14 protein-coding genes are annotated in these 17,303 nt (G+C 73.9%); 9 read left to right on the top strand and 5 right to left on the bottom strand.

The features are described from left to right. Nucleotides 1-118: 118 nt before the first annotated feature. Entirely contained in the window at nt 119-1,753 is a 1,635-nt protein-coding gene (locus tag ACFXAM_RS01000) for an alkaline phosphatase D family protein (RefSeq protein WP_380286890.1), read from the bottom strand. Nucleotides 1,754-1,904: 151 nt separating this feature from the next. Between ACFXAM_RS01000 and ACFXAM_RS00995 the strand changes: the two genes are divergently transcribed. The 3 genes from ACFXAM_RS00995 (at nt 1,905) to dnaE (ending at nt 7,053) form a co-directional block, all read left to right on the top strand. Next, nucleotides 1,905-2,525: a dienelactone hydrolase family protein gene (locus ACFXAM_RS00995; RefSeq protein WP_380286827.1), complete on the top strand. Its 621-nt coding sequence runs from the start codon at nt 1,905-1,907 to the stop codon at nt 2,523-2,525. 91 nt (nt 2,526-2,616) lie between these two features. After that, complete coding sequence (locus tag ACFXAM_RS00990) at nt 2,617-3,297, top strand: hypothetical protein (RefSeq protein WP_380286826.1); 681 nt, start codon at nt 2,617-2,619, stop codon at nt 3,295-3,297. 210 nt (nt 3,298-3,507) lie between these two features. Then, nucleotides 3,508-7,053, top strand: coding sequence for a DNA polymerase III subunit alpha (gene dnaE, locus ACFXAM_RS00985; protein ID WP_380286825.1), 3,546 nt, complete (start codon nt 3,508-3,510; stop codon nt 7,051-7,053). 20 nt (nt 7,054-7,073) lie between these two features. Here the strand turns inward: dnaE and ACFXAM_RS00980 are convergent, their stop codons facing one another. Beyond that, the gene (locus ACFXAM_RS00980; protein WP_380286824.1) at nt 7,074-7,961 is read right to left on the bottom strand and encodes a LysR family transcriptional regulator; all 888 of its coding nucleotides are present in this window, start codon (nt 7,959-7,961) and stop codon (nt 7,074-7,076) included. Nucleotides 7,962-8,033: 72 nt separating this feature from the next. Here ACFXAM_RS00980 and ACFXAM_RS00975 point away from each other — a divergent pair, with 72 nt between their 5' ends. From ACFXAM_RS00975 to ACFXAM_RS00950, 6 genes are all read left to right on the top strand, one after another. Beyond that, nucleotides 8,034-8,924, top strand: coding sequence for a dihydrodipicolinate synthase family protein (locus ACFXAM_RS00975; protein ID WP_380286823.1), 891 nt, complete (start codon nt 8,034-8,036; stop codon nt 8,922-8,924). Nucleotides 8,925-9,021: 97 nt separating this feature from the next. Continuing rightward, nucleotides 9,022-10,050 carry an aspartate-semialdehyde dehydrogenase gene (locus ACFXAM_RS00970; RefSeq protein WP_380286822.1) on the top strand — a complete coding sequence of 343 codons (1,029 nt, stop codon included), beginning with the start codon at nt 9,022-9,024 and terminating at the stop codon, nt 10,048-10,050. 245 nt (nt 10,051-10,295) lie between these two features. Further along, nucleotides 10,296-11,600 carry an NYN domain-containing protein gene (locus ACFXAM_RS00965; RefSeq protein ID WP_380286821.1) on the top strand — a complete coding sequence of 435 codons (1,305 nt, stop codon included), beginning with the start codon at nt 10,296-10,298 and terminating at the stop codon, nt 11,598-11,600. A 68-nt stretch (nt 11,601-11,668) separates the two neighbouring features. After that, nucleotides 11,669-12,667, top strand: a complete 999-nt coding sequence (locus ACFXAM_RS00960) for an ABC transporter ATP-binding protein (RefSeq protein WP_380286820.1) — start codon at nt 11,669-11,671, stop codon at nt 12,665-12,667. Beyond that, a complete protein-coding gene (locus ACFXAM_RS00955; protein ID WP_380286819.1) occupies nt 12,664-13,476 on the top strand; it encodes an ABC transporter permease in 813 nt (270 codons plus the stop codon). Before ACFXAM_RS00960 ends, ACFXAM_RS00955 begins: the two co-directional genes overlap by 4 nt. Nucleotides 13,477-13,555: 79 nt before the next feature. Beyond that, nucleotides 13,556-14,272: a hypothetical protein gene (locus ACFXAM_RS00950; RefSeq protein WP_380286817.1), complete on the top strand. Its 717-nt coding sequence runs from the start codon at nt 13,556-13,558 to the stop codon at nt 14,270-14,272. Between the two features lie 85 nt (nt 14,273-14,357). Here the strand turns inward: ACFXAM_RS00950 and ybaK are convergent, their stop codons facing one another. From ybaK to ACFXAM_RS00935, 3 genes are all read right to left on the bottom strand, one after another. After that, a complete protein-coding gene (gene ybaK, locus ACFXAM_RS00945) occupies nt 14,358-14,852 on the bottom strand; it encodes a Cys-tRNA(Pro) deacylase (RefSeq protein WP_380286816.1) in 495 nt (164 codons plus the stop codon). A gap of 14 nt (nt 14,853-14,866) precedes the next feature. Further along, nucleotides 14,867-15,595, bottom strand: a complete 729-nt coding sequence (locus ACFXAM_RS00940) for an LON peptidase substrate-binding domain-containing protein (protein WP_380286815.1) — start codon at nt 15,593-15,595, stop codon at nt 14,867-14,869. Nucleotides 15,596-15,656: 61 nt separating this feature from the next. After that, nucleotides 15,657-17,237 (bottom strand): oxidoreductase, encoded by a 1,581-nt coding sequence (locus tag ACFXAM_RS00935; RefSeq protein WP_380286814.1) that lies wholly within the window; start codon nt 17,235-17,237, stop codon nt 15,657-15,659. Between the last annotated feature and the right edge of the window lie 66 nt (nt 17,238-17,303).

Below are 17,303 nucleotides of genomic sequence, written 5' to 3'. Positions count from 1 at the left end.
CGGACCCGGTGGATCAGGATGCCGCCCGCGGTGACGAGCAGGCCGCCCGGCCGGAGCCCGGAAGCGGGGAGCCCCGCCCTCCGGGGGCGGCCGGAGGGCGGGGCCGGTGCGGTGGTGGCTACTTGACGGGGGAGTAGACCCGCTCGATCTGCTGGGTGCCGGACTTGGTGCGGTAGGAGCGCGTCCACTTGCTGGTGGCGTCCTTGCGGGTCCGGTCGGAGAGCACGTAGTAGTCCATCTGCGTCTGGGCGGGGGTGACCTCCAGGACGCCGTAGCCGTGCGAGTCCAGATCGACCCACTTGATGTGCGGGTTGGCGGCCTTGACCGCGGCGGCGGCGACCAGCGAGAGGGTCTGCGGCGCGACCTTGAGGATGTCGTCGATGTTGTCCGAGGTGACCGAGGTGACCACGAACTCGGTGGCGGCGCTGCCCGACAGCGGGTAGGTGGCGGCCTCGTTCGGGACGTCCGCGGCCCAGGCCGAGTGGATGTCACCGGTGAGGAAGACGGTGTTGGTGATGCCGTTCGCCCTGAGGTGGCCGAGCAGCTCCCGGCGGTCGTGGGTGTAGCCGTCCCACTGGTCGGTGTTGATCGCCAGGCCCTCGCCGGGCAGGCCGAGCAGCTTGGCCAGCGGGCGCAGCAGGTAGTCCGGCAGCGAGAAGAGCGCGACGGGGGAGATCATCACCTCGTTGCCGATCAGGCGCCAGGCCGTGTCGGAGGCGGAGAGGCCGGCCTTCAGCCAGTCCATCTGGGCGCGGCCGGTGATGGTGCGGTCGGCCGCGTCGACGTCGCCGTTGCCGACCTTGACCTGCTGGGAGCGGAACGAGCGCTGGTCCATCAGGTGCAGGTCGGCCAGCTTGCCGTAGCGCAGCCGGCGGTAGGTGGTGCCGGCCACCGACGGGCGGACCGGCATCCACTCGAAGTAGGCCTGCTTGGCGCCGGCCACCCGGGCCGCCCAGTCGCCCTCGGCGCCCGGGGTGTGGTTCTCGGCGCCGCCGGACCAGGCGTCGTTGGCGAACTCGTGATCGTCCCAGATCGCGATGGCCGGGACCTGTGCGTGCAGGGCCTGGAGGTCCTCGTCCGTCTTGTACCGGCCGTGGCGGGTGCGGTAGTCGGCGAGGGTGAGGATCTCGTGGGCGGGGGCGTGCGGGCGGACCACGGAGCCGGCGGCGCAGAACTCGCCGGTCTTGTACTCGTAGATGTAGTCGCCGAGGAAGAGGAAGGCGTCGAGGTCGCCGCGGGCCGCCAGGTGGCGGTAGGCGGAGAAGTAGCCGGCCTCCCAGTTGGCGCAGGAGGCGACGCCGAAGCGGAGCCGGTCGAGGGCGGCGTCGGCGGCCGGGGTGGTGTGGGTGCGGCCGACCGGGGAGGTCGTGGCGCCGGCGGTGAAGCGGTACCAGTAGGCGGTGTCCGGGGTGAGGCCGCGGACGTCCGCCTTGACGGTGTGGTCGGTGGCGGCGGAGGTGGTCACGGTGCCGCTCGCCGCGATCCGGGTGAAGCCCTTGTCGGCGGCGATCTCCCAGCGGACCTCGGTGTCGGCGCCCAGGCCCGAGCCGGGGACGGCCTCGGGGGCCGGGGTGACCCGGGTCCAGAGCAGGATGCCGTCGGGCAGCGGGTCGCCGGAGGCGACGCCGTGCAGGAACTGCGGGGCGGTGGCGGCCCGGGCCGCGGCGCCGAGGGTGAGCGGCAGGGCGGTGGCGCCCGCGACGACGGCGGTGGCCTTGAGCACCTGGCGGCGGCAGGGGCGGGCGGGGGTCATGTCTTCGACAAGGTCGGTCACGGCGGACAGGCTACCGGCGGGTAACGAGCTGTTCCATAGGATGAACTGACTGTTTGTCGTCGATTCACCGGTCCTTGACGTCGCGCCACCGCGCCGGGTGGGCGCGGCCACCTGGCGGCCATGCGCGATGATGGGAGGGTTCCCGTCCGCTGCAAGGAAGTCCCTCCCCGTGGCCCAGATCCTGCTCCTGCACTCCGCCTTCGGCCTGCGCCCCGCCGTCCACGCCGCCGCCGACCGGCTGCGCGCCGCCGGACACACCGTGCACACCCCCGACCTCTACGAGGGACGGACCTTCGACGACGTCGAGGAGGGCATGGCGTACAAGGAGGAGGTCGGCAGCGAGGAACTCCTGCGCCGGGCGGTCGGCGCGGCCGCCCCGCTGCTGACCCCCGGCACCGCCCTCGTCTACGCCGGCTTCTCGCTCGGCGGCTCGCTCGCCCAGAACCTCGCGCTCGCCGACGAGAACGCGCGCGGCCTGCTCCTCCTGCACGGCACCTCCGACATCCGCGAGGACGCGTCCACCGCCGTCCCCGTCCAGCTCCACGTCGCCGAGCCCGACCCGTTCGAGCCGGAGGACTGGCTGAACGCCTGGTACCTCAACATGCGCAGGATCGGCGCCGACGTCGAGATCCACCGCTACCACGGTGCCGGCCACCTCTTCACCGACCCCGACCTGCCGGACTACGACGCCGAGGCCGCCGAGCGGACCTGGGCCGTGGCCCTGGACTTCCTGGCCGAGCTGGACGCGTAGCCCGCTCCTCCTCCCGGCGCAGGAAGTCGGCCCGGCGCAGGAAGTCGGCCCGGCCGACTTCCTGCCGCGGCGGGGCGGGGAGGATGGGGGCGTGACGAGGATGAGTGACGGGCGGTACGCGCCGGCGGGGTCGTTGATCGGGATGGTCCAGCGGGGGCGCGGGCTCGGTGCGCGGATGGTGGCGGAGGATCCGCGGGGCACCGCCGAGGTGGTGGCGGGGTGCGTGCGGTGGGACTGGCGCTGGGACGACGCCGATCAGCGGTCGGTGTACCTGGCGCGGCTGGTGCGGGACACCGGGGTACGGGCGGAGCCGGCGGGGGAGGCCGGGGCCGGGCGGCGGCACGACGGGCCGGCGGAGGACGTCGAGGGCGACGTCGGGACGCTGGTGGCGCGCCTGGAGCGGGACTGGGTGGAGAAGCGGTGGTGCGGGCCGGCGGACACCGCGCGGGGGCTGGCGCGGTTCGGGGCCGGGGCCGGCGGCGCGGCGTCGTTGCTCAGGAGGTTCTGGCTGTGGACGCCGCACTCGCACGAGCGGGTGGCGTACCTGGAGGCGCTGGCGGTGATCGAGCCGGCGGGGCTGGAGGGGATCTACGCGGAGTGCCTGTGGGACTGCGAGGACGCCGCGCGGCTGCTGGGCGTGGAGCGGGCGCCGGACGGGCCCGGGGTGAGGGAGCGGCTGGCCGGCCTCCGGGACGACGCGCTGGAGACGGCGGAGGTCAGGGCCGCCGCCTCGGCGCGGCTGGCCGCCCTGACCGGGCGGCACGGTCGGTGACGGCGGGCCGCGGGTGGGACGCGGGCGATCCTTCGGGGCGCGGCGAGTGGCGGGGGACAGCTGCGTCCGGAGGCTAGAGTAGGAGCGTGAACGTGTGAGTGCTGGTCCGGGCCCTGGTAGCGGCTCGGACCGTATCTGTTTCCGGGCACCCTTCGTGACCTGCGCGTTCGCCGGCCCACCTGCCTGCACCGAGCCTACGGAGGCCCCGCCTTGAGCGATCAGCCGTTCGCGCATCTGCACGTTCACACCGAGTACTCGATGCTGGACGGTGCCGCCCGGCTGAAGCAGATGTTCAAGGAGGTCGAGCGGCTGGGCCAGACCCATGTCGCGATGACCGACCACGGCAACATGTACGGCGCGGCGGAGTTCCACAAGCAGGCCACCGCCGCCGGCATCACCCCGGTGATCGGCATCGAGGCGTACGTCGCCCCGGAGTCCCGCTCGAACACCAAGCGCATCCTGTGGGGCCAGCCGCACCAGAAGAAGGACGACGTCTCGGCGTCCGGTGCCTACACCCACAAGACCATCTGGGCCCGGAACAAGGAGGGCCTGCACAACCTCTTCAAGCTGACCTCGCGCTCCTACTCCGAGGGCTGGCTGGTCAAGTGGCCCCGGATGGACAAGGAGCTGATCTCCGAGCTGTCCGGCGGCCTGATGGCCACCACCGGCTGCCCCTCCGGCGAGCTGCAGACCCGGCTGCGCCTCGGCCAGTTCGACGAGGCGCTGCGGTCGGCCGGCGAGTACCAGGAGATCTTCGGCAAGGAGAACTACTTCCTGGAGCTGATGGACCACGGCCTCGACATCGAGAAGCGGGTCCGCGACGGGCTGATCGAGATCGGCAGGAAGCTCGGCATCCCGCCGGTCGTCACCAACGACTCGCACTACACCACCGAGGCCGACGCCGGCGCCCACGACCTGCTGCTCTGCGTGCAGACCGGCAAGAACCTCTCCGACCCGGACCGCTTCCGGTTCGACGGCACCGGCTACTACATCAAGTCGGCCGCCGAGATGTACGCCCTGGACCAGTCGGACGCCTGGCAGGAGGGCTGCCGCAACAGCCAGCTGCTGGTGGCCGAGCGGGTCGACACCGAGGGCATGTTCCAGTTCCGCAACCTCATGCCGCGCTTCCCGATCCCGGAGGGCTTCGAGTCCGAGGCGGACTTCTTCAAGTCCAAGGTCTGGGAGGGCATGGACTGGCGCTTCCCGGACGGGTACGACGAGGAGCACAAGAAGCTCGCCGAGTACGAGATGGACACCATCATCCAGATGGGGTTCCCGGCGTACTTCCTCGTGGTCGCCGACTTCATCATGTGGGCGAAGGGCCAGGGCATCGCGGTGGGTCCGGGCCGTGGTTCGGCGGCCGGCTCGCTGGTCGCCTACGCCATGGGCATCACCGACCTCGACCCGATCCCGCACGGCCTCATTTTCGAGCGCTTCCTCAACCCCGAGCGCATCTCCATGCCCGATGTCGACATCGACTTCGACGAGCGCCGGCGCGGTGACGTGATCCGGTACGTGACGGAGAAGTGGGGATCCGACAAGGTCGCCATGATCGTCACGTACGGCACCATCAAGGCGAAGGCCGCCATCAAGGACTCCTCGCGCGTCCTCGGCTACCCGTACGCGATGGGTGACCGGATCACCAAGGCGATGCCGCCGGACGTCATGGGCAAGGGCATCCCGCTGTCCGGCATCACCGACAACAGCCACCCGCGCTACAGCGAGGCCGGCGAGATCCGCGGGCTGTACGAGACCGACCCCGACGTGCGCAAGGTGATCGACACCGCGCGCGGCATCGAGGGCCTGATCCGCCAGCCCGGCGTGCACGCGGCCGGCGTCATCATGTCCGCCGAGCCGCTGACCGACCACATCCCGGTCTGGACCCGGCACACCGACGGCGTCACCATCACGCAGTTCGACTACCCCACCTGTGAGGGCCTCGGCCTTCTCAAGATGGACTTCCTCGGCCTGCGCAACCTGACGATCATGGACGACGCCGTCAAGGCGATCGAGAAGAACAAGGGCATCAAGATCAACCTTCTTGATCTGCCCCTGGACGACAAGCCGACCTACGAACTGCTGGCACGCGGCGACACGCTCGGCGTCTTCCAGCTCGACGGCGGCCCCATGCGCTCGCTGCTGCGCCTGATGAAGCCCGACAACTTCGAGGACATCTCCGCGGTACTGGCGCTCTACCGGCCCGGCCCGATGGGCGTCAACTCGCACACCAACTACGCGCTGCGCAAGAACGGCCAGCAGGAGATCACCCCGATCCACCCGGAGCTGGAGAAGCCCCTGGAGGAGGTGCTCCGGCCCACCTACGGCCTGATCGTCTACCAGGAGCAGGTGCAGAAGGCCGCGCAGATCCTGGCCGGCTACTCGCTCGGCCAGGCCGACCTGCTGCGCCGCGCGATGGGCAAGAAGAAGAAGGAGATCCTGGAGGCCGAGTTCGTCCCGTTCCAGAAGGGCTGCCGGGAGCGCGGCTACTCGGACGCGGCGATCCAGGCGGTCTGGGACGTGCTGGTCCCCTTCTCCGGCTACGCGTTCAACAAGGCGCACACCGCGGGCTACGGGCTCGTCTCGTACTGGACGGCGTACCTCAAGGCCAACTACCCGGCCGAGTACATGTCCGGCCTGCTGACCTCGGTGAAGGACGACAAGGACAAGTCGGCCGTCTACCTCAACGAGTGCCGCAAGATGGGCATCAACGTCCTGCCGCCGGACGTCAACGAGTCGGACGCGGACTTCACCCCGCACGGTGACACCACCGTCCGCTTCGGCCTGACCGCCATCCGCAACGTCGGCGGTCCGGTCGTCGAGTCGATGATCCGGACCCGGAAGACCAAGGGGAAGTTCTCCTCCTTCCCGGACTTCCTGGAGAAGGTGGAGTCGGTGGTCTGCAACAAGCGGACCGTGGAATCGCTGATCAAGGCCGGTTCCTTCGACTCGCTCGGGCACACCCGCAAGGGCCTGACCGCGCAGTTCGAGCCGATGATCGACAACGTCGTCGGCATCAAGCGCAAGGAGGCCGAGGGACAGTTCGACCTGTTCGGCGGCGACACGTCGAGCGACGAGCCGAGCTTCGGGCTGGACGTCGTGTTCTCCGAGGAGGAGTGGGAGAAGTCCTTCCTGCTCACCCAGGAGCGGGAGATGCTCGGCCTGTACGTCTCCTCGCACCCGCTGCACGGCATCGAGCACGTGCTCGCCGACAAGGCGGACTGCGCGGTGGCGGACCTCGCCGAGCGGCCGGACGGGACGATCGTCACCATCGGCGGCATCATCTCGGGCCTCCAGCGCAAGATGACCAAGCAGGGCAACGCCTGGGCGATCGCGACGGTCGAGGACCTCGCGGGCTCGATCGACTGCATGTTCTTCCCGGCCAGCTACCAGCTGGTGTCCTCGCAGCTGGTCGAGGACGCGGTGGTGTTCGTGCGCGGCAAGCTGGACAAGCGCGAGGACGTGCCGCGGCTGATGGGGATGGAGCTCTCCGTCCCGGACCTGTCGAACGCGCACGCCGACGCGCCGATCATCATCAACATCCCGAGCGGGAAGGTGACGCCCCCGCTGGTGGCGCGGCTCGGCGAGGTGCTGAGCAGCCACCGGGGGACCACGGAGGTGCGGGTCCGGCTGGAGGCGCGCAGCAAGACGACGGTGCTGCGGCTCGACCGGCACCGGGTGAAGTCGGACCCGGCGCTGTTCGGGGACCTCAAGCAGCTGCTCGGCCCGAGCTGCCTGGCGGGCAACGGGGCGGGCTGACCCCCCGCCCGGCCCCGCCGCTAGGCGGAGTTGCGCAGCGGGGCCGGGACGGCGGTGTGCAGGGCGGAGACGAAGGCGGAGACCGCCGGGTGGGCGCCGGCGCCCGCGCGGAAGGCCGCGCGGGTGCGGCGGTACATCGGCAGCCGGGTGAGGACGACCCCCGGCGGGGGCCGGTCGGTGCCGAGGTGCGGGACCAGGGCGACCCCCTGGCCGGCCGCGACCAGGGCGAGCACGGTGGCGAAGTCGTCGATCTGGTGGCGGATCCGGGGCGCGAAGCCGGCGGCCTCGCAGGCCCGGACGGCCATGCTGTGGCACAGGGTGCCGGGCGGGGCCAGGATCCACGGCTCGGCGCGCTGGTCGGCGACGGCACCGGGGACGCGGGCCGCCAGGTACATCGGTTCGGTGAAGACCGGCCGGGTCACGGCCAGGCCGGGCTCCGGGTCGGCGGGCACCAGGTCGTACTCGTGCACCAGCGCCACGTCCAGCTCGCCCGCCCGCAGCGCCGCCGCCACCGCGGCCGGGTCGACCTCGGTCACCATCGGTTCCAGGCCCGGGTGCCAGCCGGCGAGTTCGGCGAGGACGGCGGGGATGATCGCGCGGGCCGCCGACGGGTAGGTGCCGATCCGCAGCGGGCCGGCCAGTCCCTCGCGGGCGTGCGCGAGTTCGGCGTCCGCCTGCTCCAGGCGTTCGAGCACGGCCTCGGCGTGCCGGACCAGGTTGCGCCCGGCCGGGGTGAGGGTGACCCGGCGGCCGGTGCGTTCCAGCAGCGGGACGCCGGCCTCCTTCTCCAGGACGGACAGCTGCTGGGAGACCGCCGAAGGGCTGAAGCTGAGCGCCTCGGCGACGGCGGCGATGGTGCCGAGGTGGGCGAGTTCGCGCAGCAGGCGCAGGCGTCGGACGTCGAGCATCGGCTCAGCTTACGAGAAGCTTCGGAAACGTGAACTGGACCTGGGGGATCGGCGGCCCCGAGGATCGTGGGCATGGAACTCGAAGGCATTCTCATCCCGCTGGTCACCCCGTTCGCCGCCGACGGCTCGGTGGCGCTGGACGCGCTGGAGAAGCTGGCGGGACGGGTGCTGGACGACGGCGCGGCCGGGCTGGTCGCGCTCGGGACCACCGGCGAGCCGGCCGCGCTGAGCGCGGACGAGCGGCGCGCGGTCACCGAGGTCTGCGCGTCGGTCTGCGCGGCGCGTGGGGTGCCGCTGCTGGTCGGCGCGGGCGGGCCGGGCACCGCCGCGGCCGCCGGGGAGCTGGCCGCCCTGGCCGCGCGGGTGCCGGGGGCGGCGGGTGCCCTGGTGACGGTGCCGTCCTTCGTCCGGCCGGGCGAGGCCGGGACGGTCGCGCACTTCCGGGCGCTGGCCGAGGCCAGTTCGGTGCCGCTGGTGATCTACCACATCCCGTACCGGACCGGGCAGGCGCTGTCCGGCGCCGCGCTGCTGGAGCTGGCCGCGCTGCCGAACGTGGTGGGCGTCAAGTACGCGACCGGCGGGGTGGACCAGGCGGCGGTGGAGCTGCTGGCCGCCGCGCCGCAGGGGTTCTCGGTGCTGGGCGGGGACGACGCCGTCCTGGCGCCGCTGCTGGCGCTGGGCGCGGCCGGCGGCATCCTGGCCTCGGCGCACCTGGCCACCGCGCGCTTCGTGGAGCTGGCCGGGGCGTGGCGCTCCGGGGACGTGACCCGCGCCCGGGAGCTGGGCCACCGGCTGACCGCCCTGGCGGTGGCGGCCTTCGCCGCACCGAACCCGGCGGTGGTCAAGGGCGTGTTGCACGCGCAGGGACTGATCCCGACGCCGGACGTCCGGCTGCCGCTGCTGCCGGCCGGGCCGGACGAGGTCGCGCGGGCGCTGGAACTGGCGAGTGGTCTGGACCACTAGGGTCCGCAGGATGGAATGCAAGGCCGTCCGATCGCTGTGACAAGGCATGATGGGCGGAGTGCGGCTGTGAGTAGCAAGATCAATGAGGAGTAGTCGGATGAAGATCGGCATTGTCGGGGCCACCGGCCAGGTCGGCGGCGTGGTCCGCGAGATCCTGGCCCAGCGCGACCTCCCGGTGGAGCAGCTGCGGCTGTTCGCCTCGGCCCGCTCGGCCGGGCGCACGCTGCCCTGGAAGGGCACCGAGGTCACCGTCGAGGACGCGGCCACGGCCGACTACGCCGGCCTGGACATCGTGATCTTCTCGGCCGGCGGCGCCACCTCCAAGGCGCTCGCCCCCAAGGCCGCCGCCGCCGGCGCCGTCGTCATCGACAACTCCTCCGCCTGGCGCCGCGACCCCGAGGTCCCGCTGGTCGTCTCCGAGGTCAACCCCGAGGCGATCGCGAACCGCCCCAAGGGCATCATCGCCAACCCGAACTGCACCACGATGGCCGCCATGCCCGTGCTGCGCCCGCTGCACGAGGAGGCCGGCCTCGCCGCCCTCGTCGTCTCCACCTACCAGGCCGTCTCCGGCAGCGGCGTGGCCGGCGTGGCCGAGCTCCAGGACCAGGCCGCCAAGGTCGTGGACGGCGCCGCCGCGCTCGCCCACGACGGCTCCGCCGTGGACTTCCCCGAGCCCAAGGTCTACCGCCGCCCGATCGCCTTCAACGTCGTCCCGCTGGCCGGCTCGATCGTCGAGGACGGCTCCAACGAGACCGACGAGGAGCAGAAGCTGCGCCACGAGAGCCGCAAGATCCTCGGCATCCCCGAGCTCAAGGTGGCCGGCACCTGCGTGCGCGTCCCGGTCTTCTCCGGCCACTCGCTGCAGATCAACGCCCGCTTCGAGCGCCCGATCAGCCCCGAGCGCGCGGCCGAGCTGCTCACCGGCGCCCCGGGCGTCGAGCTGAGCGAGATCCCCACCCCGCTCCAGGCCGCCGGCCAGGACCCGAGCTACGTCGGCCGGATCCGCGTCGACGAGACGGTGGAGAACGGCCTGTCGCTGTTCGTCTCCAACGACAACCTGCGCAAGGGCGCCGCGCTCAACGCCGTCCAGCTGGCCGAGCTGGTCGCCGCCGAGCTCAAGGGCTGAGCGGCCGCACACGCACCGTGAGGGGCCCCGTCCGGGAGCGGACGGGGTCCCTCGTGCCGCGCGCGGGAAAGCCGGAGGCGGCCCGAGGTTCGGGGGGCTGATCGCGGGGAAAAAGGTGACGCAACGATCGGGCGGTTGCGGGCACCCCCTCACCCCACTCCGTCCGGGCCGGGCGCACCGCGCCCACCCCGGCACCGTCGGCCCCGGCGGAGCCCCACCCGAGGGCGAGCGGAAAGAGGTGCGCGATGGACCGCTGTGTCGTCCTTGTGGACGCCGGATACCTGCTGGGCGCCGCCGCGAGCCTGCTCGCCGGTGACCCCTCCCGCTCCAAGGTCACCGTCGACCACACCGCGCTGATCGCCGCCCTGCGCGAGCGCGCCGAGGCCGAGACCGGCCTGCCGCTGCTGCGGATCTACTGGTTCGACGCCGCGCCCGAACGGCGCCCGATGCCCGAGCACCGGCGGCTGCGGGTGCTGCCCCGGGTCACCGTCCGGCTCGGCGCGCTCACCCGGGCCGAGGGCCGCTGGGTGCAGAAGGGCGTCGACGCCGCGATGCACGCCGAACTCTCCGAACTCGCCCGCAACCGGGCCTGCGCCGAGGTCGTGCTGATCACCGGCGACGGCGATCTGCTGCCCGGCATGATGTCCGCCAAGGAGCACGGCGTCGTCGTCCACCTCTGGGCGCTGCAGGCCGCCGACGGCGACTTCAACCAGTCCGAGGACCTCGTCGGCGAGGCCGACGAGCGGCGGGTGCTGGACCGCGAGTGGATCGAGGGGTCGTTCAGCCTCCGCGACACCTCCAGCGTCTTCCCCGGCCCCGGGGCCCGGCACGACATCGCCAAGATCCTCGCCGCGCCGCCCGCGGCACCCCCCGGCGCCCTGCCCGGCCCGCTGCCCGCGGCCCAGGTGCCCGGCCGTCCCGCCGAGGACGAACCCGCCGTCGCCGTCACCGCCGCCACGGCCGTCCCCGCCGCCACGGCCGTCCCCGCCGTCAACGGGGGCCCCCAGCCGGCCGCCGCCGGACTCAAGGTCGTCCCCACCCCCAAGGACCTCGCCGGGCGCAGCGCCGACCGCCAGGCCGCCGTCGCCCAGCACCAGAACGGCCAGCAGAACGGCCACCAGCAGAACGGCCCGGTGCTGCGCTGGTCCTCCGACCGGGGCTGGATCGACCGGCCGGCCGCCGAGCCCGCCGGCACCGCCGGCGACGGCCTGCCCACCCTCGCCCAGCTCACCACCGCCGAGCAGCGCTGGGCCGACCGCGAGGAGGACATCACCTCCATCGGCGGCGACGCCCACGAGGTCGGCCAGGTCTTCGCCCGCCGCTGGACCAGCCGGGTCGGCGACGCCGAACGGCTCACCGTCCTGTGGCCCGGCTACCCGCGCATCCCGCACCGGGTCGACGGCGAGCTGCTGCGCTACGCCGCCCGCTTCGGGCTGCTCGCCCACAAGGACGACCAGATCGACGAGCACGACCGCTACGCGATCCGGGCGGGCTTCTGGAAGGAGCTCGCCGCCCGCGTCCCCGGCGGGGACGTGGTCGTCGACGACTGACCGGGCCGGGCGGCCGGGCGGGGCCCCGTTGTCCGGTTCGCCCGTTGCACCGCGTAGAGTCTTCGGTCGTGAGTGAGTCGGCAGGGCGGGCACCCCAGGAGACCTCGCCGTGCTGTGCCGTACGCGACCTCGTCCGGACGTACCGCGCCGGGCGCGGCGCCTCCGCCACCGGGATCCGGGCCAACGACGGCATCACCCTGACCGTCCGGCAGGGTGAGATCTTCGGCCTGCTCGGACCCAACGGCGCGGGCAAGTCCACCCTGGTCCGCCAGCTCACCGGACTGCTGCGCCCCGACTCCGGCAGCATCGAGATCCTCGGCCACGACGTGGTCCGGCACCCCGAGCGCGCCGCCCGGCTGCTCGGCTACCTCGGCCAGGAGTCCACCGCGCTCGACGAGCTGACCGTCGCCCTCGCCGCCGAAACCACCGGGCGGCTGCGCGGCCTGAGCCGGGCGGCGGCCCGCGCCGCCGCCGACGAGGTGATCGCCGAGCTCGCCCTGGAACCGCTCGCCCACCGGCCGCTCGCCAAGCTCTCCGGCGGTCAGCGCCGGCTCGCCTGCTTCGCCGCCGCCCTGGTCGGCGACCGCCCGCTGCTCGTCCTGGACGAGCCCACCACCGGCATGGACCCGGTCGCCCGGCGCGCCGTCTGGTCGGCGGTCGAACGCCGCCGGGCCGAGCGCTCCACCACCGTGCTGCTGGTCACCCACAACGTGATCGAGGCGGAGACCGTGCTGGACCGGGTCGCCGTGATCGACGACGGCCGGGTGATCGCCTGCGACACCCCCGGCGGCCTGAAGGCGCTGGTCGACGGTGACGTCCGGCTCGACCTGGTCTGGCGGGACGAGGCCCCGCTGGCCGTCCCCGCGGTGGCGGCGCTCGCCGAACGGGCCGAGCGCACCGGCCGCCGCTGGACCGTGCGCACCACCCCCGAGCAGGCCCGCGAACTGGTCGCCGCCGTCACCACCGGCCCGGCCTTCGCCGCCCTGGACGACTTCACCCTGGCCACCCCGAGCCTTGAGGACGCCTACCTCAAGCTGGGCGGCCGCCACGGAGGACTGGCCAAGTGACGCTGCTCTCGGCACCGCCGCGGACCACCCCGGACGCGGCCGGCGGGCCCGCCCCGCTCGCCCCGGCCGCCCGGCTGCTGCCCGCCCTCGCCGCCGTCTACCGGGCGCAGCTCGCCCGCGCCCGGGTGGCGCGGATCCCGCTGCTGTTCGTGGCCACCTTCCAGTCGCTCGGCATCCTGGTGATGATGCGGGGCGTCGTCGACGCCGGGCAGACCTCGGCCGCCCGGTACGTGGTGTCCGGCTCCAGCGTGCTGGTGGTCGCCTTCGTGGCGCTCAACCTGCTCGCCCAGTACTTCGGCCGGCTGCGGGCCAGCGGCGGGCTGGACCACTACGCGACGCTGCCGGTGCCGGCCGCCTCCGTGGTGCTCGGCGCGGCCGCCGCGTTCGCCTCGTTCACCCTGCCCGGGACGCTGGTCACCGCGGGGGTCGGCGCGGTGATGTTCGGGCTGCCGCTCGGGCAGCTGTGGGTGCTGCTCGCGGTGGTGCCGCTGGCCGGGGCGGCGCTCTCCGGGCTCGGCGCGGCCTGCGGGCTGCTCGCGCCCAAGCAGGAGATCGCCACCATGCTCGGGCAGCTGGGCATGTCGGCGGCGCTGCTGCTCGGCGTCCTGCCGGTGGACCACCTGCCGCAGCCGGTGCTGTGGCTGCGCGACCTGCTGCCGTCCACCTACGCGGTGGAGGCGTTCGCCCGCACGTTCCGGCCGTCGCCGGACTGGGCGGCGGTGCTCGGGGACCTCGCGGTGTGCGCGGGGGTGGGCGTGGTGTCGCTGGCCGTCGCCACCTGGGCGTACCGGCGGGCGACCCGGCGGTAGCCGGACCGGGCCGGGCGTCCGGCCGCCCGGTCGGTGGGTGGCCGGGCCGCGGGGCCGCCGACCGTGAAACGATGGGGGCGTGACCGTACCGAACACACCTCCGGATCCCGCGGACGCCGCCCCGGCGGACGCCGTGCCCGCTCCGAACGCCCCACGTGATCCGTACGCACTGCCGCCGGGGCCGGACCTGCTGGGCGGGGCGCGGCCCGCGGAGCCGCCGGTGCAGCGGCTGCTGCCCGAGCTGAGGGTCGGGGCGGCCACGGTGCTGGCCTGCCTGGTGCTGGGGGTCGTGATGGGCGGGCTGTGGGCCTGGCTGGCGCCCAGGGTGCCGCTGGTGGTGGACGGCAACAAGATCCTCTACGGGGACCCGGAGGGGGAGCAGCGGGCCGGGGCCGACAGCGTGTTCGTGCTGATCGGGCTGGGGATGGGCCTGCTGACCGCGCTGGGCGCGTTCCTGGTCACCCGCAAGCGCGGCGGCGGGATCGCCGTGGCGGTCGGGCTGGCGGTCGGCGGGCTGCTCGCGTCGGTGGGGGCCTGGGGGCTGGGGCGGTGGCTCGGGCCGGGCAGCGACCTGGTCGCCGAGGCGCGGCGGGTCGGCAACGGCGGGCACTTCCAGGCGGACATCGACCTCGGGGCCTACGGGGCGGTGCTGGCGTGGCCGATGGCGGCGATGGTGGTGCTGCTGGCGCTGTCGGCGGCGTTCGGCAAACGCGAGGAGGACCCGCCGCCGTACTGGATGCCGGGGCCCGTGGCGGTGGACGCCGGGGCTGCGGCGGAGGAACGGCGGGAGGGCTGAGGACACCCGCCGGGCCGGACGGGGGCGGTGCGGCGCCGGATCCCGGGCCGCGCCCCGCGCCCCCGCCGCGTCCGCCCCGGGCGGTTCAGCGGGCGATGGGGGCGGTGCGGGCGTCGGTGAGGGCGACGAGGTGCGCGGGGGCGAGTTCGACTTCGAGGCCGCGGCGGCCGGCGGAGACGTAGACGGTGGGGTGGGTGAGGGCGCTGGCGTCGACGACGGTGCGCAGGGGGCGGCGCTGGCCCAGCGGGGAGATGCCGCCGAGGACGTAGCCGCTGCTGCGCTCGGCGGCGGCCGGGTCGGCCATCGCGGCGCGCTTGCCGCCGACCGCCGCGGCCAGGGCCTTGAGGTCGAGCTGCCCGGTGACCGGGACGACGCCGACGGTGAGGACGCCGTCGACATCGGCGACCAGCGTCTTGAACACCCGCTCGGCCGGGACGCCGAGCGCCTCGGCGGCCTCGCCGCCGTAGGAGGCGGCGGCCGGGTCGTGCGCGTAGGAGTGGACGGTGAACGGCACGGCGGCGGTCTCCAGGGCGACCGTCGCGGGCGTGCCCTGACCGCCCTTCTTCGGCTTCTTGGCCACGGGGGGCTCCGTCGTCAGTTGGGGCTGAAGGACTGGCGGGTGAGGTGGACGGCGGGCAGCGACGGCAGCCAGCCGAGCACCGCCGTCTCGCGGCGCAGCAGGTCGAGCTCGGCGCGCAGCCGCTGGGCGTTGTCGGGGCAGGCGAGCAGCCGCTGCTTCAGCGGGACCTCCAGGACGGCGGCCGCGGCGACCAGGTAGGACAGCACCTGGGGGTCCTCGGGCAGCTCCTGGCGGCCGACGGTGCTGGCCTCCCGGGCGCCGGCGAGCCGGCGCTGGTAGGTGCGGAAGATCCGCTCGACCTCGGCGGCGAGCGCGCCGGAACCCTCGCCGGTGCGCTCCTCGACGGGTTCGGTCTCGCCGGTGAGGTACGGGCCGCCGACGTCGACGGACCGCAGCCGGAACCGGGCGGTACCGGTGACCAGCAGCTCGTACCGGCCGTCGGGCTGCGTCTGGACGGAGGTGATGTCGGCGACGCAGCCGATGTGGTGGAGCGCCTCCAGCGGGTCCCCGGTGGCGGTGCCGAGGCCGTCCAGCGGGCCGGCCGGGCCGTCCTCGGGGCGGACCGGGGCGACCTCGCGGCCGTCCTTGATGGCGAGCACGCCGAAGCGGCGCGGCCGGTCCTCGGGCTGCTCCAGCAGATCGGCGACCAGACGGCGGTAGCGCTCCTCGAAGACGTTCAGGGGCATCACCAGGCCCGGGAAGAGCACGGTGTTCAGCGGGAAGAGCGGAAGCCGTTCTGTCACGGCGGACAGCGTAGTTCCCCGGACCGGCCGGGCCTTCACGGCCCTGGCCGCGCGGGCCGCGCTAGCCGCGCTGGAGCATCCGGCTGGCGCCGGCGGCGACCGTGGTGGCGAGCACCCAGCCGACGATCACCAGGCCGGAGGAGACCCACTGGGCGGTGCCGCCGGGGTTCCAGCCGCTCTGGCCGAGGTCGACGACCGGCAGCAGCTGGCCGAGCGCGTACAGCACCGGGTTCCAGTGCGGGCGCTCGTCGGCCTTGAGCGGCTGGAGGGCGTGGGTGGCGAAGTAGAGGCTGCCGAGCGCCCAGGCGAGCAGCAGCCACAGCGCCGCCCGGCCGGGGCGGAAGCCGTAGCCGACGGTGGCGTCCTGGACCCGGCCCCAGATCCGGGCCGGCAGCGGCAGGGTGCGCCGGCGCCGGCGCTGCTTGGCGTAGAGCACCGTGCGGGCGTCGTCGTCCGCGCCGTCGCGGCGCAGCGCGGCGGCGAGCTGCTCGTAGGACTCGGGCTGGAAGTCCACCGAGGCGCTCTCCAGCCAGGCGATCCGCTGCTGGACGGTGAACGGCGCGGCCGGGCGCAGGCACTCGTAGGTGAAGCCGGTGAGGCCGAGGTGCCTGCCCTGCGGCCAGGCGTCGGGGGCGTCGACGAGGTTGCCGATCCGGGCGCGGGAGAGCGCCACGGTGCCGGTGGGCGGGGTGCGGCAGGTGAACCGCAGCTCGGGGGTCTGGATCCGGCGCAGGGCCAGTTCGTCGCCCTCGCCGAGGTGGAACTCGGCGCCGGAGATCAGGCAGGCGTTCTCGAACCGGCCGTCGGAGAGCCGGACCCGCCCGTACGCGCGGAACGGCGTGCTGGCGGCGGTCGGCGGGACCACCTGGCCGTAGCCGGAGCCGTAGTAGGACTGCGAGTCGGTCCAGCCGCGGTCGGCGGAGCTGCTGAGGTACAGCGTGTGGCCGACGGTGATCCGGGGGGCGTTGAGCGCGTTGGGGTTGTCCGGGACGGCCCGCAGCAGGGCGCCGCGCAGCGAGAGCCGGCCGCCGATCCGGGCGGTGCGCAGGCTGACCTCGCCGACCGACTCCAGCCGCTCGGCCTCGAAGTCCTGGCTGACGGCCAGGCCGTCGGCGGACAGCGCCCGGCCGAACCGGTCGCCGCCCAGGACGGCCTGGTTGAGCAGCAGGTCGGTGCCGATCCGGGCGTCGGTGAGCCGGACGCCCTGCGGGATGCGGCAGCGGGCCAGGTGGAGGTCCCCGGAGGTGACCAGCCGGGAGGCCTCCAGGCGGGGGACCAGGCAGCCGACCAGGCGCAGGGTGCCGGCCTCGGCCTCGGACATGAGGATCTTCTGCTCGAAGCGGCAGTCGTGCAGTTCGACGTAGTGCCCGATGGTCCCGCCGGCCAGCCGCAGCGGCCCGGTGACCAGGGCGCCGGTGAGCTTGAGCGAGGCGACCCGGCCGGGGACGGCGGCGGGCCCGTCCAGCAGCAGACGGGAGAGCACCTGGGCGCGGACCGTCCGCCCGCGGCCCCAGGCGGCCGCGCCGAACGGGTCGTCCTCGGCCGCGTCGCCGGTGCGCAGATCGTGGATCCGGCCGTGTCGGAACGCGTGCCAGAGCGCCTGCTCGGCCGCCGTCCAGTCGTCCGGTGCCCGATCCGTCACGGTTCCCCCCAGTCGTCCCCGGCCTCCCCCGGCCGTCTCGCCCTTCGTATCACGGACTGAAATGCG

This window comes from Kitasatospora sp. NPDC059462, from assembly GCF_042749955.1.
Classification (GTDB): Bacteria; Actinomycetota; Actinomycetes; order Streptomycetales; family Streptomycetaceae; genus Kitasatospora.
Note: the sequence above shows the minus strand (reverse complement) of the source record. Positions and strands in the feature narration are given on the sequence as shown.

Coding starts and splice junctions, on each gene's coding strand:
- ACFXAM_RS00970 (WP_380286822.1), top strand. CDS start 9,022: ATGAAGATCGGCATTGTCGGGGCCACCGGCCAGGTCGGCGGCGTGGTC.
- ACFXAM_RS00980 (WP_380286824.1), bottom strand. CDS start 7,961: ATGCTCGACGTCCGACGCCTGCGCCTGCTGCGCGAACTCGCCCACCTC.
- ACFXAM_RS01000 (WP_380286890.1), bottom strand. CDS start 1,753: ATGACCCCCGCCCGCCCCTGCCGCCGCCAGGTGCTCAAGGCCACCGCC.
- ACFXAM_RS00975 (WP_380286823.1), top strand. CDS start 8,034: ATGGAACTCGAAGGCATTCTCATCCCGCTGGTCACCCCGTTCGCCGCC.
- ACFXAM_RS00995 (WP_380286827.1), top strand. CDS start 1,905: ATGGGAGGGTTCCCGTCCGCTGCAAGGAAGTCCCTCCCCGTGGCCCAG.
- ACFXAM_RS00965 (WP_380286821.1), top strand. CDS start 10,296: ATGGACCGCTGTGTCGTCCTTGTGGACGCCGGATACCTGCTGGGCGCC.